This is a genomic window from Natronincola ferrireducens (assembly GCF_900100845.1).
GTDB lineage: Bacteria > Bacillota > Clostridia > Peptostreptococcales > Natronincolaceae > Natronincola_B > Natronincola_B ferrireducens.
Window position 1 is genome coordinate 969,444 of the sequence record NZ_FNFP01000001.1, and the last position, 19,012, is coordinate 988,455.

At 34.9% G+C, this 19,012-nt stretch carries 25 protein-coding genes; all 25 read left to right on the top strand.

Features of this window, described 5'->3' with window-relative positions; translation table 11 throughout:
- Positions 1-25 precede the first annotated feature (25 nt).
- Entirely contained in the window at positions 26-586 is a 561-nt protein-coding gene (locus BLS22_RS04405; RefSeq protein ID WP_090550874.1) for an ECF transporter S component, read from the top strand.
- A 12-nt stretch (positions 587-598) separates the two neighbouring features.
- Positions 599-2,113 (top strand): alkaline phosphatase family protein, encoded by a 1,515-nt coding sequence (locus BLS22_RS04410; protein ID WP_090550877.1) that lies wholly within the window; start codon positions 599-601, stop codon positions 2,111-2,113.
- Positions 2,110-2,622 carry a molybdopterin-dependent oxidoreductase gene (locus BLS22_RS04415; RefSeq protein ID WP_090550880.1) on the top strand — a complete coding sequence of 171 codons (513 nt, stop codon included), beginning with the start codon at positions 2,110-2,112 and terminating at the stop codon, positions 2,620-2,622. The genes BLS22_RS04410 and BLS22_RS04415 overlap by 4 nt, the downstream gene beginning before the upstream one ends.
- Positions 2,619-3,305, top strand: coding sequence for an energy-coupling factor ABC transporter ATP-binding protein (locus BLS22_RS04420; RefSeq protein WP_090550882.1), 687 nt, complete (start codon positions 2,619-2,621; stop codon positions 3,303-3,305). The genes BLS22_RS04415 and BLS22_RS04420 overlap by 4 nt, the downstream gene beginning before the upstream one ends.
- A 9-nt stretch (positions 3,306-3,314) precedes the next feature.
- Entirely contained in the window at positions 3,315-4,001 is a 687-nt protein-coding gene (locus tag BLS22_RS04425; protein WP_090550885.1) for an energy-coupling factor ABC transporter ATP-binding protein, read from the top strand.
- Entirely contained in the window at positions 3,970-4,716 is a 747-nt protein-coding gene (locus tag BLS22_RS04430; RefSeq protein WP_208974658.1) for an energy-coupling factor transporter transmembrane component T family protein, read from the top strand. The genes BLS22_RS04425 and BLS22_RS04430 overlap by 32 nt, the downstream gene beginning before the upstream one ends.
- Before the next feature lie 14 nt (positions 4,717-4,730).
- Entirely contained in the window at positions 4,731-5,480 is a 750-nt protein-coding gene (locus BLS22_RS04435; RefSeq protein WP_090550887.1) for a molybdopterin-guanine dinucleotide biosynthesis protein MobB, read from the top strand.
- Entirely contained in the window at positions 5,480-6,208 is a 729-nt protein-coding gene (locus BLS22_RS04440; RefSeq protein WP_090550890.1) for an RIO1 family regulatory kinase/ATPase domain-containing protein, read from the top strand. The genes BLS22_RS04435 and BLS22_RS04440 overlap by 1 nt, the downstream gene beginning before the upstream one ends.
- Positions 6,209-6,260: 52 nt before the next feature.
- Entirely contained in the window at positions 6,261-6,725 is a 465-nt protein-coding gene (locus tag BLS22_RS04445) for a hypothetical protein (RefSeq protein ID WP_090550892.1), read from the top strand.
- Positions 6,726-6,922: 197 nt separating this feature from the next.
- Complete coding sequence (locus BLS22_RS04450; RefSeq protein ID WP_244269456.1) at positions 6,923-7,933, top strand: FecCD family ABC transporter permease; 1,011 nt, start codon at positions 6,923-6,925, stop codon at positions 7,931-7,933.
- 1 nt (position 7,934) lies between these two features.
- A complete protein-coding gene (locus BLS22_RS04455) occupies positions 7,935-8,762 on the top strand; it encodes an ABC transporter ATP-binding protein (protein WP_090550895.1) in 828 nt (275 codons plus the stop codon).
- Positions 8,763-9,842 carry an ABC transporter substrate-binding protein gene (locus tag BLS22_RS04460; protein WP_090550899.1) on the top strand — a complete coding sequence of 360 codons (1,080 nt, stop codon included), beginning with the start codon at positions 8,763-8,765 and terminating at the stop codon, positions 9,840-9,842.
- 17 nt (positions 9,843-9,859) lie between these two features.
- Complete coding sequence (locus tag BLS22_RS04465) at positions 9,860-10,603, top strand: hypothetical protein (protein WP_090550902.1); 744 nt, start codon at positions 9,860-9,862, stop codon at positions 10,601-10,603.
- Positions 10,604-10,615: 12 nt separating this feature from the next.
- Positions 10,616-10,828, top strand: coding sequence for a hypothetical protein (locus BLS22_RS04470; protein WP_090550906.1), 213 nt, complete (start codon positions 10,616-10,618; stop codon positions 10,826-10,828).
- A gap of 75 nt (positions 10,829-10,903) precedes the next feature.
- Positions 10,904-11,236 carry a winged helix-turn-helix domain-containing protein gene (locus tag BLS22_RS04475; protein ID WP_090550910.1) on the top strand — a complete coding sequence of 111 codons (333 nt, stop codon included), beginning with the start codon at positions 10,904-10,906 and terminating at the stop codon, positions 11,234-11,236.
- 105 nt (positions 11,237-11,341) lie between these two features.
- Positions 11,342-12,130 (top strand): molybdate ABC transporter substrate-binding protein, encoded by a 789-nt coding sequence (gene modA / locus BLS22_RS04480; protein WP_090550914.1) that lies wholly within the window; start codon positions 11,342-11,344, stop codon positions 12,128-12,130.
- Positions 12,131-12,147: 17 nt separating this feature from the next.
- Complete coding sequence (gene modB, locus BLS22_RS04485) at positions 12,148-12,807, top strand: molybdate ABC transporter permease subunit (RefSeq protein WP_090550917.1); 660 nt, start codon at positions 12,148-12,150, stop codon at positions 12,805-12,807.
- 14 nt (positions 12,808-12,821) lie between these two features.
- Entirely contained in the window at positions 12,822-13,436 is a 615-nt protein-coding gene (locus BLS22_RS04490; protein ID WP_244269473.1) for an ATP-binding cassette domain-containing protein, read from the top strand.
- 162 nt (positions 13,437-13,598) lie between these two features.
- Positions 13,599-14,249, top strand: a complete 651-nt coding sequence (locus BLS22_RS04495) for an alpha/beta fold hydrolase (RefSeq protein ID WP_090550923.1) — start codon at positions 13,599-13,601, stop codon at positions 14,247-14,249.
- A 748-nt stretch (positions 14,250-14,997) separates the two neighbouring features.
- Positions 14,998-15,393: a hypothetical protein gene (locus BLS22_RS04505; RefSeq protein WP_090550929.1), complete on the top strand. Its 396-nt coding sequence runs from the start codon at positions 14,998-15,000 to the stop codon at positions 15,391-15,393.
- A gap of 463 nt (positions 15,394-15,856) precedes the next feature.
- The gene (locus tag BLS22_RS04510; protein WP_090550932.1) at positions 15,857-16,366 is read left to right on the top strand and encodes a hypothetical protein; all 510 of its coding nucleotides are present in this window, start codon (positions 15,857-15,859) and stop codon (positions 16,364-16,366) included.
- A gap of 138 nt (positions 16,367-16,504) precedes the next feature.
- Entirely contained in the window at positions 16,505-16,855 is a 351-nt protein-coding gene (locus BLS22_RS04515) for a hypothetical protein (RefSeq protein WP_090550935.1), read from the top strand.
- 63 nt (positions 16,856-16,918) lie between these two features.
- Entirely contained in the window at positions 16,919-17,860 is a 942-nt protein-coding gene (locus BLS22_RS04520) for an alpha/beta fold hydrolase (RefSeq protein WP_176762054.1), read from the top strand.
- Positions 17,861-18,137: 277 nt separating this feature from the next.
- Positions 18,138-18,596 (top strand): hypothetical protein, encoded by a 459-nt coding sequence (locus tag BLS22_RS04525; protein WP_090550941.1) that lies wholly within the window; start codon positions 18,138-18,140, stop codon positions 18,594-18,596.
- A 57-nt stretch (positions 18,597-18,653) separates the two neighbouring features.
- Positions 18,654-18,800 carry a hypothetical protein gene (locus tag BLS22_RS15040; protein WP_176762055.1) on the top strand — a complete coding sequence of 49 codons (147 nt, stop codon included), beginning with the start codon at positions 18,654-18,656 and terminating at the stop codon, positions 18,798-18,800.
- Positions 18,801-19,012 lie beyond the last annotated feature (212 nt).

Below are 19,012 nucleotides of genomic sequence, written 5' to 3' on the forward strand. Positions count from 1 at the left end.
TATAAGGATAATCGGGGGGAGATAAATGGCTAAACAAAGATTTCTAAAGAGATTTTCTGTATTTGATTTGGTGGTAATAGCCATGATGGCTTCTCTGGGAATTGCTATTAAACCAGTGGTAGTTCCCTTAGCCCATATTATCACAGGGCCCCTATATATTCCTGGGGGTGTGATTGCTGGTGGGTTTTATATGCTATGGATTGTTCTAGGGGTAGGTCTTGTGGGAAAAAGGGGTACTGCTACCCTGATAGCCTTAGTTCAAGCAATCATGGTAATTTCTATAGGGGTTTTTGGTACCCACGGAATTTTAAGCTTGATCACTTATTTATTACCAGGAATTGCTGTTGATATGGCTCTTCTATTAACAAGGCATAGGGGTTGTTGTATAGGCTGTTGCTTTTTGGCTGGCATTGCAGCCAATATGAGTGGAACTTTTCTCGTCAATGTTGTTTTTTTTCAATTACCCTTGATACCTCTAATATTAAGCTTAAGTAGTGCTGCTTTGTCAGGAGGCCTGGGAGGATTGATAGCTTATAGTATTATTAAACAATTTAGAAATCTACATATCATCAATCATGGAACATAAAGGGGTGACAAAATGAAATATAAAAATCTTCTATTAGCAATAGTATTATTGTTTATAGGTAGTTTATTAGGTTTTACAGTGGCAAAAACAGGCTTGGCGGCAAATTCACAGGTCCATGAGATAGATGCTATGCATTTAACAAGTTTCAAAGTTATAGGGGACGTAAAAGAGGTTATTGAGGTTAAAGAACTTAGTCAGTTTGCCACGACAGAGATGGAGCATAAGGATAGCGTAATGAAGTTTTTCTCTCTTGAGGAAGTCATCAAGTCTGCATATCCCATTGTAGAGGAGTATGAGATTTTATTTGTAGGTAGGGATGGACTAATGGCGAAAATTGATGGAGATAGGATGGAGGGGTGCCATATCACGTACTCTTATGAATATGGATGGGAGCTTGTCAATGAAAACCACCCTATTAGCAGTAATATTAAAAAATTAAAAGAGATCGTAGTAATTTCTAAAGAAAACAATTGGAAAGATGGGGTTAACATTATAAGTGTGACAGAAAATATTCTTAATATGACGCCAGGCCAAATGTACATAAAAGAACTAAATCATTATCCCCACTTTGAAGGTAAGTCCTCAGTAGAGGAAAATGGCAGGACTTATAATACCAGCGTTTATACTACAAAAAAAATCATTAGATTTCAAGATTTACTCGATATTCCCCAGAACAAACTTCTTTTAGCTGTAAGTAATGATGGAGACTACCGCTACATAGATGGCAGGGGCTATTTTGAACTAAAAGACAATAGAATTGATTATATAGATACACACAATAAAAAAACCATAAAGGAAGTAAAGGGTGTTTTCATCAATCCCCCTGCTGTTAGTATCATGGATACCTATTATGATACATTACATTTTATGAAACAGGATGAAAAAGTGATGATTTTGTTTCTAGATGGATTTGGATATCATCAATACCTTCAAGCAATGAACAAGGGATATGCTCCCTTCTTAAATTCCTTAGAAAGGGCTGAAAAAGCTTCGACAGTATATAGACCTGTAACCAATGCAGGCTTTGCTGCCATGATTACAGGAGAACCCCCATTTATAAATGGTATCTATTCTAGAAATCAAAGGGAGCTGAAGGTGCCAAGTATTTTTAGCTGGGCACTGGAGTTAAATAAAAAGGCAGCACTAATTCAAGGGCCTATTAATGTGTTGGATACAGAAATACAACCAATATTAAATATGGATAAAAACAACAATGACATTGCTGACGATGAGATTTATGAAAAGGCGCTAGAGGAAATAGAGAAAGGCTATGACTTAATCCTTATACATTTTAAAGCCATTGATATTTATGGTCATAGCTATGGAGATTTTGATGAAAGAACAATGGCAACGATTAAAATGATTGATCAATATGTAGAGGAATTGGTAAAAGCATGGGAGGGAAAAGTAATCATCACCTCTGACCATGGCATGCATTCTACCGATGAAGGAGGATATCACGGAAACTTCCAGGTAGAGGACATGCTTGTGCCTTATTTAGTTATAGAGGGAGGGAATAAATCATGAAAAAGATAGTAACAATTGCAATCCTTGTTTTAGTAATAGTAATTGCAGTAACCGCCTATCTTAATCAAAATCAGGTTAAAGAAAAAGCTTCCATGATTGAAAATGCTACCATTTCTATAAAAGTAGATGGTGAAGAGGTGGGCATCATGAACCTAGGATCGATACAGGACTTAGGAGAAGAGACATTTCATGCCAACCTTAAAAGCAGTGGTAAAGATCCTATAGAATACCAATATACTGGAGTACCATTAAAGACAATATTTCAAGCACAGGAAGTTGATATAGAAGGTAATGGGCAAGTAATTGTTCGATCAGTTGACGGATACACAGTTGCTCTTTCGGTGGAGGAAGTGTTGCAGGAGGATAATGTTTATCTTGCCTATGAAAGAAATGGAGAACCTTTGGGAACGAAAGAAGATGGTGGCAGTGGTCCATACCAAATCATTATACGGAATGATCCCTTTAGTCAGCGGTGGACTAAGTTTGTTGTAGAGGTGGAGCTACAGTGACCTGGGCCATTGAAATAAGAAATCTTACCTTCCGTTATCCTGGAAGAGATACATACATATTACAGAATGTTAATCTCAAGATAAAACAAGGCGAGACAGTAGCTATTGTTGGATTAAGTGGTAATGGTAAAAGCACCCTATGTTATTGCATCAGTGGTATTATACCCCATATTTATGGGGGAGATCTCCAAGGTGAAGTCTTTTTATTTGATCAACCTATAAAGGATTTGAAAAGGAGTGAAATGGTTACAAAGATTGGGATTGTATTTCAAGATCCAGATACCCAGTTATTCTCACCAACGGTGGAGGATGAGGTAGCCTTTGGACCAGAAAATTTATGCCTTGATAGATGGGAAATTGATCGTAGAATAGAGGAGGCTTTGAAGGTGGTGGGGATGGAGAATCATCGGCTTAGTAATCCTAACCATTTATCAGGAGGTCAAAAGCAACTGGTTGCCCTAGCTTCAGTGCTAAGTTTAGAACCTGATATTTTCGTTTTTGATGAGGCTGTATCTCAAGTGGACAAAGATGGAAAGCTGGCCATTAAAAATAAAATTCTAACCTTAAAAAAGGAGAAAAAAACCATTATTATGGTTGAGCATGATTTTACCAATCTTGACATAGCTGATCGTGTAGTAGTATTGAAGGAAGGAAGACTTCAAGAGTTTGAGGGATGGTTATAGGAATAAGGAGTGGTTATTCTGTATTATATAGAGCTAGAGAATGTGGAATTTGGTTATGAAAAAAATAAAGACATCATTAAAAATACCTCTCTCCAAATGTTTCAACAGGATTTTACTGCCATTATAGGTCCAAATGGAGGAGGAAAAACCACCATAGGAAAGTTAATGGCCGGAATCTTAAAGCCTTCAAAAGGTAGGGTAATGATTGATGGTGTAGACAGCAGAGATATGAAGTTAGGGGGTATTGGACAGAAAATAGGTTATTTGTTTCAGAATCCTGAGCGCCAAATTTTTGCTCCTACAGTAGAAGAGGATTTAACCTTTCCCTTAGGGTTAAAGGGGATAGATAAGCAAAAGGCTGAGAAAAAAGCAGAGGAAATGATGGAAACCTTTCACTTAAGTCATTTAAGGGGTGCGTTTCCCTTTACATTAAGTCAAGGAGAAAAGCAGCGCTTAGCACTTGCTGGTGTTTTTATGAATGACCCATCTTTTGTCATTTTGGATGAACCTACAACAGGCCTAGACCCAGAACGCAGAAAAATACTTTCTAATATACTTGAAGAGTTGCATAAAAAATCAATTGGCATAACCATCATCAGTCATGATGAGGATTTTATCCATCAGCATGCAACTAGAATAATAGAAATAGTGGGAGGGAAAGTGCTTGCAGATACAAGAAAAAAAGCTAGATCCTAGAACAAAGCTGACAATGGTCTTATGGATATCCAGCTTGGCAGTATTTATAAGAAATATAAATTTTTTAACAGGCATATTACTGATAACCATTATGATCTCCCTTGGAGTCGGCAGCAATCCATTAACTGTTGTGAAAAAGATGAAACGGCTTCTAGGAGTATTTGTTGCTATCATTTTTATTCAAAGCATATTTACAAAAGGGGAAGTATCCATCATTGCTATAGGTGGCATCGCCTTCCTAACTAGGGAGGGTATCATTAAAGGAGTTGAATTGGCATTAAGAATGGCTATCATTATAATTTCTGCCACCATTGTAGCCACATCAAATCCTCGAGAAATTATCCAAGGGTTAGTTCAATGGAGGGTTCCTTATGAAATAGCTTTTATGGTCTCAATTGCAATTCGATTCCTACCATTATTGGTTGAAGAAATAAAAGATACAGTAACAGCTATACAGTTAAGAGGTGTTGAACTTGAGGGGATTCCTATGGGGAAAAAAATTAGAATATACTCCTACATTTTCATGCCAGTAGTGGCCAGTACCCTTATGAAGGCTAGAAAGCTTTCAACAGCCATGGAAACTAGAGGATTTGCAGCTTATCCCAGTCGTACAAGTTTTAAGGTGCTAAAAACGTCTACTTTAGATTACAGCATAATGGCCATATCTTGGTTAGCTGCCATTTGTACAATCAAAGCCTATTTGATAATGAAGTAATAAGGAGGACAATTATGAAGGTTTTTACTGTATGCGGTATTACACAATCAGGCAAGACAACAACAATTGAAAATATTATTAGGGAATTAAAAAAAAGAAGATATTCTGTAGGCAGCGTCAAGGAGATTCACTTTGAAGCTTTTGCTATTGATGAAAAGGGAAGTAATACAGATAGACATCGTAGGGCGGGGTCTGAATTGGTAACAGCAAGGGGTTATTATGAGACGGATGTTTTATTTCCTACAAGGATTTCTATTGAAGAAATCTTAAGGTTTTATCATCAGGATTATGTAGTGTTAGAAGGTGTAACCGATAGTAATGTCCCTAAAATTATTACTGCCCATACTATAGAGGAGATTGAAGAAAGGCTGGATGGGAGGGTATTTGCCATATCCGGGAGAATTGTAAATGAAATTCAGGAGTATAAAGGTATACCCGTTATCAGCACCATAGATGAAGTAACAAAGCTAGTTGATTTAATAGAAGAAAAGGTCTATGAAAAGCTTCCAGAGTTTCCTAAGGAGTGCTGTGGAGCCTGTGGGTATGACTGTATAGAGCTGGGAATTAAGATTCTAAAGGGAGAAGCAAAGCGTGAAGACTGTATTATCTCTCAAGAAGCAATTGAGCTTCTAATTGATGATAAGACAATACCCATGGTTCCATTTGTTCAAAATATACTCTACAATGCTGTAACAGCTGTGGTGAAGGAACTGGAGGGTTATAAGAAAGGACATAAGATTACTGTCAAGATAGGTGAAAAATAATGTTTCCCCATGAAGAATTTCAAAAAAACACAAACACAGAAAGATACACTGTTGAGGGAAAATTCTATAGTAAAAAGAATGAAGTATATAAAGTTAAATGTTTTGAAGAAAACATGAATTATAGCAAGATACTTGTTGTAAAAAAGTACCTCCAATCCCTTACTAATATGGAAAATGAAATATATTTTCTAACAGAGCTTTACCAGAGGGGAGTGGCGGTTCCTAAAATATATCGTGTTGAAAATAATTGGGTCATTCTAGAGTACATAGAAGGAACTACCCTATTAGAGCTACTAGAAGCAGCTGAAAACAACAGTAGCCACCTACAACACTATCAATGCCAAGTTAAAAACTATCTAACAAACCAATTACTTAATTGGCTTGAGGGTTTCTATTTTTATACAAGAGAAGTTACTGGTAAAAACTTCATCCTAAAGGATATTCACCTAAGAAACTTTATTATGAAAGATCATTTGGTGGGAGTAGATTTTGAAAATTGCTGTGAAGGTGAAGTTGAAGAGGACATGGGGAGATTATGTGCATTTATTTTGACCTATGATCCTGTTTGGACCCCATGGAAAATGCATCTGGTAGAAGAATTATTAACTGAGGCTATAAAAAGATTCGATCTCGATGAAAAGAAATTGATGGGAGAGGTTGGAAAAGAAATAGATGCTATTAATAAGAGACGTAAAGTCTTTATAAACAAAGATTTGAATTGCCTCTAGTATTACTAGAGATTTTATATTCAATATAATATTAAATATAGGGGGAATAAAAATGAGAAAAAGTAAAGTAATGGTGTTTTTAATGGTAATGATGCTGATATTAACAGCCTGTAGGCAGGCAGAAGAGACCCAAGGCCAGGAGATTGAATGGACAATTGAAATTCAATTGGCGGATGGTAAAGATGTGGCCTTTACGAATCTAGATATGGAAACAATCGGGTTATCAGACTATGTTGCTGAAAGAAAGAATAAGGAAGAAATGGAAGAAAAACAGCTTACAGGTGTTACATTCGATCAGTTATTAGAGCATATCGGTGTAGAGGGCTATGGAATGGCGACAGTAGAAGCAGTAGATGGTTACTCAAGAGAATATGTCCCAGAAATGCTAGAGGGTGATGGTGCCATTTTAGCCATCAAAGTAGATGGTAAAGATGCTGAACCTATTGAATTTGCTGTGGATGGCAAAGGAAGCAATTGGTGGATTAAGCAGGTGGCGAAAATAGTTATTAGTGATTAAATTTCAGGTGGAAAGACAATTTAAAATTTACTACAGGACAAAGGTTCTGTAGTAAATTTTTTAGGACACATTTCTTAAAGACAATACTTGATCATTTGAGATTTTATTGGAATCTAAATTAATATCAAGCTATTGTCCAGATTTCTAATACCAAAACTTATTCCAACAGTATATGTAAGGAACAAGGGAGACTTTCTATGATGAAAAAAAGAAATGCTATATATGTAGGACTTATTTTAGCACCGCTGATCTGTATTTTTCTATCATTATTTATTGGCAGATATCCATTATCTTTTGCCACGATTGTAAGGGTTTTGGGTAGTAGAGTAATGAATAATAGTTCCTATTATCCAGATATTTACGAAACAATTATTTGGGACATAAGATTACCACGGGCCTTGTTAGGGGCACTGGTAGGGGGATGCCTTGGTATTAGTGGGGCAGCCTTTCAAGGGCTGTTTCGCAATCCTTTAGTAGACTCAGGGATTTTAGGGGTGAGCTCTGGTGCTGGATTTGGTGCAGCTTTAGCAATAATCCTTTTTAATAATGTCCTTATGATATATATTTTATCCTTTATATTCGGTATTCTAGCAGTGTTTTTGAGCTATTTAATAGGTAGGATATATAACACAACGCCAACCATTATGCTGGTTTTGGGGGGTGTTATTGTTTCATCTGTTTTTTCTTCTCTGGTGTCGCTTATAAAGTATGTGGCTGATCCATATAACCAATTGCCTACTATTGTTTTTTGGCTGATGGGGAGTTTGGCCACAGCAAGCTATCATGATATCTCAAGAGCAATTTTACCTATGCTAGTTGGCATTACTGGTTTAATCCTTATTAGATGGAGAATCAATGTTCTTTCCATGGGAGATAGAGAGGCTCAAGCCTTAGGCATTAATGTAAAGCTAAGCAAAGGAATCGTCATAGCTTGCACCACCCTAGCTACTGCTGGGGCTGTCAGTGTAAGTGGCATTATAGGTTGGATAGGCCTTGTAATTCCCCATATTGGAAGAATGCTAATTGGAAATGACAATAAGCTATTAATCCCTGCTAGTTTCTCCCTAGGAGCTTGCTTTCTAATTGTGATCGATAATATTGGAAGAGCAATTACTGGAAGTGAGCTCCCCTTAAGTATTTTAACAGCATTGGTGGGAGGACCATTCTACGTGTTTTTATTGAAGAAAACAAAGGGAGGAGGATGGTAAAATGAGCCTAATTCAGGTAAAGGGATTAAATTTTTCCTATGGCAATAGAACTGTTTTTAAAGATGTTAATCTCTCATTAGGCAAGGGCCAGATACTATGTTTGTTAGGACCTAATGGCTGCGGAAAAACAACTTTATTGGATTGTATCCTTGGTTTACTGAAACCCAATCATGGAGCAATTACCATAAACAATAGAAATATATCTTCAATGGAGCCCCATGAAATAGCACAAAAAATAGCATATGTTCCTCAAGCCCATAATAAAACATTTCCATATCGGGTTATAGATATAGTGTTGATGGGTAGGGCAGCCTATACCTCTGCCTTCTCTTCACCTAATGATGAAGATATGAAAATAGCAGAGGAAGCTTTGAGGGTAGCAGGAATTCATGAATACAAAGAAAGAATTTATACAGAGCTGAGTGGGGGTGAGGGACAACTAGTAATGATGGCAAGGGCATTGGCCCAACAAGCGACTATTATGATTTTGGATGAACCTACAGCACATTTGGATTTTAAACATGAATTAATGATATTGGAAACCATTGTGCAACTAGTTAAAGAAAGAGGATTGTCACTGATTATGGCTACCCATTTCCCTAACCATGCTTTTTACTTTGAAAACAATGACATTAACACTTCTATTGTAATGATGAGTAATAATAGAATTACCCTAGCAGGACCTCCTAGTGAGGTGTTATCAGAAAATAATATGAGAGATATATTTAATGTACAATCAAAGGTGTTATCCTACTTAACTGGAACCAAAGGAAGATCAAATTATATTATTCCACTAAACACCTGTGAAAAAGTTGAAAGGATGATTTAGATGAGAAAATTAGCTTTGATTCTTATGATCTTATTATTAGTCCAATTTGTTGGAGGATGTGTTCAGAATACAGGTATGGAATCAAGTGAAATACAGATTGAAACCATTAAAGTAATAGATAGTGATGGAAGAGAAGTTGAAGTCCCTAAAGAGGTAGAGAGAATAGCTACTTTGTTCTCAGTTTCTGGCCATGTTGTGACTTTATTGGGTAAGGGTGAGAATATTGTTGCTGTTGGTGGGGGACTGCAGAGGGACTTGCTTTTATTAGAAATATGTCCAACCATAAAAGATGCCTATGTGCCAAAGGTAAGTGGCGATGTAAATGGAGAGGAACTGGCAAAGTCTAGACCTGATGTGGCCCTAGTAGACAGGGATATTGTTAGTAGCAGGGGGGAAACAGAAGTTTATGATAAGTTGGGAATTCCATATTTAGTAGTTGATTTCAACAGTATAGAGGATCAGCAGAATATGGTGTCAATGGTAGGGAAAGTGGTTGGAGCAGAGGAAAAGGCTGCTGAATATATTCAGTATTATAATGAAAGTATAGAGATGGTTTATGACAGGGTAAAAAATATACCAGAAGATAACAAACTAAGGGTGTATCATTCTACAAAGGAAGCTACAAGAACGACACCAGCTGGAAGCCTTCCTGTAGAGTGGTTGAAAAAAGCAGGTGGCATCAGTGTTTCAGCTACCCAAGACCTACGACTGGTGGGAAACAACCACTATACCACTATAGAACAAATCCTTTTATGGGACCCCGATGTTATCTTTGTAAATGACGATGGTATTGATGAATATATTATGAATCATGACCATTGGAAGAATTTAAAAGCAGTTCAGGAAGAGAAGGTCTATCTACTACCTAATGGCGTATCAAGATGGGGGCATCCTAATTCTATTGAAACCCCGTTGGTGATTATATGGGCAGCTAAAACCCTTTATCCAGATTATTTTCAAGATATTGATATGGTAGATGTTACAAAGAAATTCTATAATAATTTTTTCAACTATCATCTTACTGACGAACAAGTTCAACAATTATTAAGTGGTAAAAACATGAGAACACAAAAAGAATAGATTTTGGGGGTGAATGTATGGAGATAATAGTATCCATAGATGATACAGATAATATGGAAAGCAAGGGGACAGGGGAGCTAGCTCAGGAGATAGCCAATACCATAGAGAAAAATAAATGGGGAGAAGTGTCAAAAATTACACGACATCAGTTGTTGGTTCATGAGGATATCCCCTATACCTCCCATAATAGTGCTATGGCTTTTGAAGCAGATATTGATGATAATTGTCTACAAACAATTATAGAATTTTCTATAGATTACTTAAAAAAAGAAAGTGCAGCAGAATCCGATCCTGGATTATGTGTAGTAGTTCTCGATGATTTGTTGAGTGAAGAAAAATTAATTGAATTTGGAAAAAAGGCAAAGTGTGAAGTACTGTCGAAGGAAGAAGCATATAACTTGGCTAAAACTTTAAAAATTCATCTCTCGGAGCATGGGGGTACAGGACAGGGAGTTATAGGAGCTTTAGCTGGAGCTGGTCTTCGACTAAGTGGAAATGACGGCAGATTTAAAGGTAACCATATAGTATCGACTAGAGACAATATTATGGCAGTAGGTGAAATTCGTGTTTCTACAGGTATTGATGTTGTAAAAACCTTAGATGGAGAAATGTTAAAGGATAATGAGAGGATTTTTTTAAAGGATAAAATAAAAACTGTATTACTTCAATATCAAGAAGTTTTATTAGTAGAACCAATAGAAGGACAAAAAGGTGAAATTTTATGGCAAAATTGTTCAAAACAAAAGTTAAGGAATTATTAAGGGAGGAATAATATGTATTTCTTCAAAAATTCTAAAGAAGAAGCTGAATTTATAGGAGGAAAAAGTGATTGGACTAGAGCAAAAGAAATAGCAGAGACATGTTTGTTTTTTAAAGAAGATGTAGAGGATGAGCTTGTAGCGGATGATTTAAGATCTTGCTATAATTGTCGATTAAGACGATGGACAGAAAAGTCTTTTGTATGTTGTGGCGATCTTTCTTTATGAAACCTCAACGTTTAAAGACAAACACATAAAAATATAGTAAAATAGATGTATATGGTTAGGGGGTGATTTTGCTTTATGGAATATAAGTTTCGTATTTGGTTAACACAGAACAATAATAAGGTATTTGGTGAAGGTCCATTAAAGTTATTGAAAAAAATTGAAGAATTAGGTTCCTTAAGACAAGCGGCAATTTCAATGGAGATGTCCTATAGTAAAGCATGGAAAATTATTAAGAATATAGAAGAAGAACTACAAATCCCGATATTAGAACGGCACATTGGTGGTAAAAAAGGTGGGGGGTCCACCATAACTAAAGAAGCAAGAGATTTTATACATAAATATGAGGTACTTAAAAGCAAGATAGAAACAATGATACAAAAAGAAATACAATCTTTTTTAAAAGATTAATTTTTTTACCTTTCGTTATACTTTTTAAAACATAACGATTTTTCATTACATTAAGGACTAGGATAAGCCTAGAGATCACTTTACATCTACAAGGAGGCATACAGAATGAAAAAAAGAAACTTATTACAAATAATCATCATTTCATTGGTTTTATCTATTACAATTACTGCCTGTTCTTCACCCCAGAACAAGGGGAAGCAATTAACAGAAAAAAATGAATTGCATATAGCTGCAGCTGCCAGCCTAAGATTTGCTTTTGAAGAAATAGGTATGGTTTTTGAAGAGGAGACCAACACAAAGGTAATTTTTCAGTTTGGTTCTTCTGGAAACCTAGCCCAACAAATTATTAATGGTGCTCCTATAGACTTATTTGTAGCGGCTGACACTAAATTTGTTGAAGATTTAATAGAAAATGGGGATATCATAGAGGAAACTAAAAACGTATATGCTATTGGAAGAATTGTATTGGCAGTAAATAGGAACGCCAATATAGAGGCAACAACCTTAGAAGATTTATTATCTAGTGATATAAAACATATAGCTCTAGCAAATCCCAATCATGCTCCTTATGGATTAGCAGGAAAGGAAGCCTTAGAAAACAAGGGACTATGGGACTTGATGGAGGAAAAATTAGTTTATGGAGAAAATGCTTCTCAAACTATGCAATTTGTACAGATGGGTAATGCACCAGTAGGCATAATTCCACTGTCTATTGCTAATGTAGAAGAAATTGACTTTTTTTTAATTGATGAAGAACTCCATAACCCAATAGAACAAATGCTAGGGGTAGTCAGCCATTCTAACAATCAAGAGTTTGCAAAAGACTTTGCTAAATTTGTGAATAGTACTGAGGGAAGAATCATTATGAAAAAATATGGATTTGATTTACCCTAAATAAGGAGGAACAACTATTGAATTGGTCACCAGTATATTTATCTTTAAAAATAGCGTTTTATTCTACAGTTATAACTGCGTTTATTGGAATCCCAATGGGATGGTTATTGGCTAGAGGTAGGTTTATTGGCAAAGATATTCTTTCTTCCATAGTTACTTTACCAATGGTTTTACCACCAACTGTTCTAGGGTATTATCTATTAATATTAATCGGAAGACAAAGCATTATTGGCAGATGGCTGCAAAGTGCTTTCAACATCAACTTGGTTTTCACATGGCAAGGGGCTGTGTTGGCAGCCACGATTGTTTCCCTTCCTTTAATGATTCGAGGGGTACAGGCTAGTATAGAAAGTGTAGATACAAATCTTGAAGATGTTGCAAGAACTTTAGGAAAGTCAGAGTGGACAGTATTTTTCCGTATTACCCTACCATTAGCTTGGCAAGGGATCGTTGCAGGTACAGTACTTGCATTTGCTAGGGCAATGGGAGAGTTTGGTGCGACCTTAATGGTAGCAGGGAATATTCCAGGAAAAACCCAAACCCTATCTATCGCAATTTATGATGCAGTGCAAGGGGGTAATTATCAGCAGGCAAATTTTTTAGTTGTGTTGATTAGCGTTATTACCATCATAAGTCTATTATTACTCAATAAATTTACCTATATTAGAAAGTGGTGAGGATTTTGCTAAAAGTGAAAATACAAAAGAAGCTTGATGACTTTGTATTAGACAAGGAATGGGAAGTTAGAAAAGGAGAGGTCATTAGTCTTTTTGGACCATCAGGGTCAGGAAAAAGTCTAAGCCTTCAAGCTATCGCTGGGCTTGTTACTCCTGATGATGGATATATTGAGATTAATGAACAATTGATATTTCATAAAGAAAGGAAAATATGTGTTCCCTCGAGGGATAGGGGTATAGGTTATGTTCCCCAAAACTATGGGCTTTTTCCTCATATGAAGATTGATGAAAACATTATGTTTGGCATGGTGGAAAAAGATAAAAATATAAAAGAAGAAAAAATGATGAAATTATTAAGTTGTGTAGGGTTAGAAAACAAAAGAAACAAGTATCCTCAGCACCTATCAGGAGGAGAAAAACAAAGGGTGGCTATTGTTAGGGCTTTAGCTACTAATCCTAAAGTACTATTATTAGATGAGCCCTTCTCGGCTGTAGATATTCCTATACGAAAAATTTTGCGTAATGAAATAAAAGAGTTTTTAACACGATGGAATATGCCGGTGGTGTTGGTAACCCATGATCCAGAAGATGTGGAGGTACTAGCAACAGAGGTTGTAGATTACTGTTAAGTGATGTTGTATAGAAAAAGCATTTTAACAAATTATCGACCTAGATACTATAGGAAAAAACATGGAATTGAGGTTAGGTTATGGATTGTGTTATATTGAATTGAGAAGATTAAGTCTAGTATTTTTAAATATTAATATACTGTCCTATGGAGAGATGAACAAATGAGGAATAAAGTAGTATTAGTACATGGATTTAATAAAGATCATAATGATATGATAGTATTAAAGAAAAACCTAGAAAAAATGAATTATCATGGACTGTTAGTAAATTTGCCCTTGACATTTAAAACAATAGATGGCTGTAGGGCTATTTTTGAAAGTAAAATAAAAACTATATTAGATAGATCAAATCAAGATGAAAAGATTTACCTTGTTGGACATAGCACAGGGGGATTAATTATAAGAAACTTTTTATCTACTACAAAATATTTAAATAGAATATCTAGAGTTGTTTTAATAGCAACGCCTAATCAAGGAAGTGTACTTTCAGATTTATTTAACAAAGCTATTCCACGTAGGTTAAATGTATTTAAAACATTAGAATCTTTAAAAACTGACAACGTTAAGAAGCTGCATTTAAAAAATATAATTGACACTGTTGAAGTTGGAGGTATTGCAGGAAATAGAAACAATTTATTATTAGGACATCTAATAAATGAAGAGAATGATGGAAGAGTTGAAGTTAGCTCTGTAAAATATAGAGGTTTAAAAGATTTTATTATTCTTCCTTATGGCCATAAGGAAATACACTATCAATTTGAAACTGCAAAATTAGTAGATAGTTTTTTGCAAAATGGTAAGTTTTGCAGGTAAAATATATAACACTATTTATCCAATCATAAATACAATATAGTCATTGCTTTAACTACAGTTTATCTCTTTGGACATAAAAGATGGGTTAGGCGAAATAGACGGAAGGGATAAGAACTATTTATATAACACAATAGGAGAAGAGAATATAAATATTACTTAAACTCTTGCAATCAATGATTCTCTGCAATATTATGGCATTCAAAGCTTCAAAGGCATACAATAACAATAACCAAAGCGTTCACATTACAGCGTATAAATTCTTATATATCAGGAGGTATTATTATGAAGAGGTGGATAAACGAAATATTTGAGTCTACAAAGCAATATACTATGTGGGATTTTAGTCTTTTGAAAATTTGTCTTGTCTCTATGGGCATACTCTTTGGAGTCTATTTTTCACAATTCTTTTTGTCTTATATATCTATAGTGTGGATTATAGCTATAGTCTCATATGTTTTTATTATGTATAAAACATTTGTAAAATATTTCAGGAGAAAAAGTTCAAGGAAATAATATGGTCATGGCACGTTAGGCATCATACCTATAGAAGTAATAGAACAGATAATGACACAAAAGAAATTTTAGAATGTGATAAAAAAGTGTTGAATTAATGTATGGTAATTTCAAAATGTAAAAAGCAGCTGTATATCAATACTGACATAGAAAATATTATAATTTAGTAAGTTTGAATTTTAAGGGTAAATAGGCTATTAAAATAGATTTTAATAAGGGTTTAGGGGGAGACTATTTGAACAATGAAGAAAATTTCATACTTTTTAAAAAAATGTTTGAGGAAACATTTTATAATCCTAAATTTAAAACCAGAAAATTTCATGAACTGGATCAAGATCTAGAGGGGCTACAAGATACAATTGCAGGTCCATTTTATAGTATATATACAAATAAGAACTGTGATTATGTTTTTGAAGGAGATAGAGAGGTATTTAAAGGTATAAAAAGTTGTGAAGACTATCTAAATTGGTGCTTAGATATCATTAAAGATTATAAAAATATGGTGAATGAAATAAAGGCCTGTAGTGAGGATGAGAAAGAAGATAAAGAGGTATTATTATCTAAAGCAATAGTAATGGAGAAGATGTCTTATTTGGCTTTTAATATACAAAACGATATATTGAATGAGTAATATATCTTAAAATAGTACAATTTTCAAATATTAGGACTGAAATATATGGGATAGTGATAGTTAATAAATCGTCAAGGATCACATCGGACCACATTCACTCTTAGGGTAAAGATTTGGGGCATGGTGAGGGTTAGGAATGGCAAAACGGTATAAAAAACCGTCCGCTATTGAAAAGTATAGCTTATCTAAGACGAAAGATTTATGATGTGTTCAAAGACTGTAATATGCAGGCAGGGCTCCGTGGGGCATACGGATTCGTATAACGGAGGCTTAACAGACATCAGAAGGGGATTTTTAGAGAAAGTCTGACGCTGTTAAGCCCCAGGGCGTTATATGCCATCCCTGCTGCAAAATAGTGGTAATAGCTAAAAGGAAGATGTTAGAGATAATCATATCTGATGAAAAGGGTGAGATAAATGTGGTAGTTGATACAATTCAATACTATTAAAAGGGGGAAGGGCAGATGCCATTAAAAACAAATATGAAATATAAATTAGTTTTACTAGTCTTGTTACCGCTTATAGTAGGTTGTTACGTTGAGGGACTAATGAGATTAGGAATGACAAGAAATAATCAGGTGTATTTTCAACTAGCCAGTCTTTTGCATGTTCCTTGGATATATGGCGGTGGTATGGCAATTTGGTTTTTTGTGGGAAGAGCATTTGGTAATTTAAACATGAATGCAACAAAAAGTTTTATTTTAGGCAATATTGCATGGAGTATTTTAATTAGTCTATACATTTGGCAATTGTTATTAGACATTACTAGTAGAAACGCTTTTTTAGTAAACACAGCTCATTATTATGCTTTAGGCTTTTTAGGATCAGGGATTCGTATTATAACATTATTTACAAATGACATCCAAGTAAGTATAGCTTTGATAATCGCTTATTTTTTAATGCTTGTAGTATTTAGCTTAGGATTTTATTCGGCATTGAAATCTAAATCATCAGAATCTAATTTGTCAAGTTGATTAATAAAAGTAATAGTTGATAAGGCCACATCATCTATTAAATCTACCACACTTAGATACGTTGTTCAAGATACTTAGAATCGCTACTTAATTTTTGCACAACTGAAGAATATAAATAAAATTCAAGTAATAACAGCTATGGGAAATCCTGCCTATGGTGCTGACAGCAAAATTATTACTGATACAAAAGAAATAAGACTATTTGTTGATACTTTCAATAGTGCACTTATTGGTAACAAGATTGATAGTAAAGATATTGGTGTTGCTAGTGCAAGTTATTACTATTTCTATTTTAACGATGAATTATTAGCTGTATTTACCTTCAATTTCAATGGAAATGACACAAATATCATTTGGCATAACAACAATTATTATTGTGTTAATTACGATGAAAATCTAAAAACACCATTTGAATTATATCGAAACTCTAATGCAGAGGTTATTATAGTAGATGAAAGAGGTAATAAAATGGAAAGACCTCAAGAGTAAGTTCGTGAGAAGAATATGTGCTTGTATTCAACTCTTCTCATTTTGATATTGGAGGATGATATTATGTTTTTTAAAATTAGCGTTGTTTTACTAGGTTTACTAGCACTAAGCACAGTTTACCATCAGATACAAAAAAAAATTGAAGTTAACAAGAATCCGGCTCCTGGCGAAATGATCAGAGTTGGAGACGGAAGAATGCATATCTATGGCAAAGGAGAAGGGTCACCTGCAATATTATTTACATGTGGTAATGGTATGGGATTTACCCTAGGCAATTATTATCCTGTCTTTTCCGCATTAGCAAAAAAAACTAGGGTTGTGATTTATGACCGCTTTGGGTACGGGTGGAGTGATTCTACTTCAAGGCCAAGGACTATGAAACAAATTAATGAAGATCTTTATGAATTACTTGATAAATCACCAGAAACTGGTCCCTTTATTTTGGTGGGACATTCTTTAGGAGCCACTGAAGTAGTGGAATTTGCTCAGCGCTACCCAGAATTGGTAGTAGGTGTAGTTACACTGGATGGAACCTCTCCGACATTCTATAGAAATAGAAAAAGTCTTCATGCCCAGAACACTGTTGCGGCTGCTATAGCGAGGTTGTTAAGTGCAACTGGATTATTAAGGATATTAACTAACATTAATCTGTTGTCCACCGCAGGAGCTTCAAGTCCAAAAGAGATAGTAAAAATAACTAACATGATGACATATAACAGAGTCTACAGTCATGAAGCTGTAGAGGAAGTAAAAGCTCTGATAAATAATGACCAGGAGCAAAGCACTCTTGGGGATATCCCTGTTTTGATTTTGACAGCAGATAACCTAAAAATGAAGAAAAAACAGGCAGAAATATATCAGTACTTTGTAAATAGCCAAAAGGAACTGTTAACCTTGTCTTCGAAGAGTAGGCAAAAGATAATCGAAAATGCAGATCACTTCTTTCCAATTAAAAAGCCTGATATTGTTATTGAAGAGCTACTGAATTTTCTTGATACATTGTAGACCGGTGCATCATCTAAGGCTCAGTGATTCTGTATTTCTATCTGAGGACATTTACTCAACCCTCTCACTGGGTGTAAGCACCGCTAAGGGGTATTCCTATCGGGGCCAGTTGGAAGGGGTTGGGAATGGAAGAGACGTTATGTGTAATAGTCGCTATCGGGTATTCAATTTTGGTCTTTCATGATAGAGATTAACAAGTTTTACATAACATTAATAATATAGAGCTAAATAACATTTTTTAAACCATAAAAGCATTAGTGAAAATGAGGTGGTATTCTTGAAAAAAGTAAAAATATTACTATTATTTTTTATCATATTAATAATTACTGGCTGTAATAAATACATTGAAAATCAAAGTATAGAAAATGACGGAACAAAAGTCATAATAATAGGGCATTATACTAAACCTAAATCTATAAATAATGAAAACACAATTATAGTTGATAGACATGGAAGAGAATATTTAGAGTTTATAGTGGAAGGAGTCATATCAGACTTTGAGCTTGTTGGTTTAGAATGGGACGATGCTGAAAATGCTTTAAAAGAAAAGGATGTTTTAACTGAATTAGGCAAGTTAGAGAATAAGACAGTTATCATAAAGACATTCCTACCAGAGGGAATTCCCTTTGAAAAAATAAAATGGAAAAGCACAGCTGGTAATAGTTATGACTATATAATTGCAGAATATTCTTTAGTTGGTGAATGTGAAAATTATTTAGAACTTAATATTGAATAATTAGAGAATAGAGACTATTAAAGATAAATTATTTATGTTATTGAATAGGGTATTCTTTTGGGGCCCAGTTCGAAAGTGTCAGGAATGGCAGAAACGTTAGCTGACACCACAATGTCAGGGCAGGATGTTGGGGTTAATGGTTTGCCTGATGTTACTGAACATCAGATGAAAAATGTGGTGCGACAAGAAGTCGCTAGATGGTAGTGTTTCAATAAGAAGCTATGTTAGTTACTAAACATATCCCTGCTCGAAACTGCACTCCGAGTAATTGGTCTGTAGGTTGCATGAGAGTTAAATACCTAATGTATCTGTTTTACACAGGAGCAATACAGGGTTAAGGGAAGAATGGGAGAGTATAAGCGAAAGCTGAATCTTTGTAATCTTCGTTAACATCAATAAGTGTACTGTGGAGAAAT

What these genes read in the sequence shown, in the direction of transcription:
- BLS22_RS04405 (WP_090550874.1), top strand. Translation starts at nt 26, where the DNA reads ATGGCTAAACAAAGATTTCTAAAGAGATTTTCTGTATTTGATTTGGTG.
- BLS22_RS04410 (WP_090550877.1), top strand. Translation starts at nt 599, where the DNA reads ATGAAATATAAAAATCTTCTATTAGCAATAGTATTATTGTTTATAGGT.
- BLS22_RS04415 (WP_090550880.1), top strand. Translation starts at nt 2,110, where the DNA reads ATGAAAAAGATAGTAACAATTGCAATCCTTGTTTTAGTAATAGTAATT.
- BLS22_RS04435 (WP_090550887.1), top strand. Translation starts at nt 4,731, where the DNA reads ATGAAGGTTTTTACTGTATGCGGTATTACACAATCAGGCAAGACAACA.
- BLS22_RS04440 (WP_090550890.1), top strand. Translation starts at nt 5,480, where the DNA reads ATGTTTCCCCATGAAGAATTTCAAAAAAACACAAACACAGAAAGATAC.
- BLS22_RS04445 (WP_090550892.1), top strand. Translation starts at nt 6,261, where the DNA reads ATGAGAAAAAGTAAAGTAATGGTGTTTTTAATGGTAATGATGCTGATA.
- BLS22_RS04450 (WP_244269456.1), top strand. Translation starts at nt 6,923, where the DNA reads ATGATGAAAAAAAGAAATGCTATATATGTAGGACTTATTTTAGCACCG.
- BLS22_RS04455 (WP_090550895.1), top strand. Translation starts at nt 7,935, where the DNA reads ATGAGCCTAATTCAGGTAAAGGGATTAAATTTTTCCTATGGCAATAGA.
- BLS22_RS04460 (WP_090550899.1), top strand. Translation starts at nt 8,763, where the DNA reads ATGAGAAAATTAGCTTTGATTCTTATGATCTTATTATTAGTCCAATTT.
- BLS22_RS04465 (WP_090550902.1), top strand. Translation starts at nt 9,860, where the DNA reads ATGGAGATAATAGTATCCATAGATGATACAGATAATATGGAAAGCAAG.
- BLS22_RS04470 (WP_090550906.1), top strand. Translation starts at nt 10,616, where the DNA reads ATGTATTTCTTCAAAAATTCTAAAGAAGAAGCTGAATTTATAGGAGGA.
- BLS22_RS04475 (WP_090550910.1), top strand. Translation starts at nt 10,904, where the DNA reads ATGGAATATAAGTTTCGTATTTGGTTAACACAGAACAATAATAAGGTA.
- modA (WP_090550914.1), top strand. Translation starts at nt 11,342, where the DNA reads ATGAAAAAAAGAAACTTATTACAAATAATCATCATTTCATTGGTTTTA.
- BLS22_RS04495 (WP_090550923.1), top strand. Translation starts at nt 13,599, where the DNA reads ATGAGGAATAAAGTAGTATTAGTACATGGATTTAATAAAGATCATAAT.
- BLS22_RS04510 (WP_090550932.1), top strand. Translation starts at nt 15,857, where the DNA reads ATGCCATTAAAAACAAATATGAAATATAAATTAGTTTTACTAGTCTTG.
- BLS22_RS04515 (WP_090550935.1), top strand. Translation starts at nt 16,505, where the DNA reads ATGGGAAATCCTGCCTATGGTGCTGACAGCAAAATTATTACTGATACA.
- BLS22_RS04520 (WP_176762054.1), top strand. Translation starts at nt 16,919, where the DNA reads ATGTTTTTTAAAATTAGCGTTGTTTTACTAGGTTTACTAGCACTAAGC.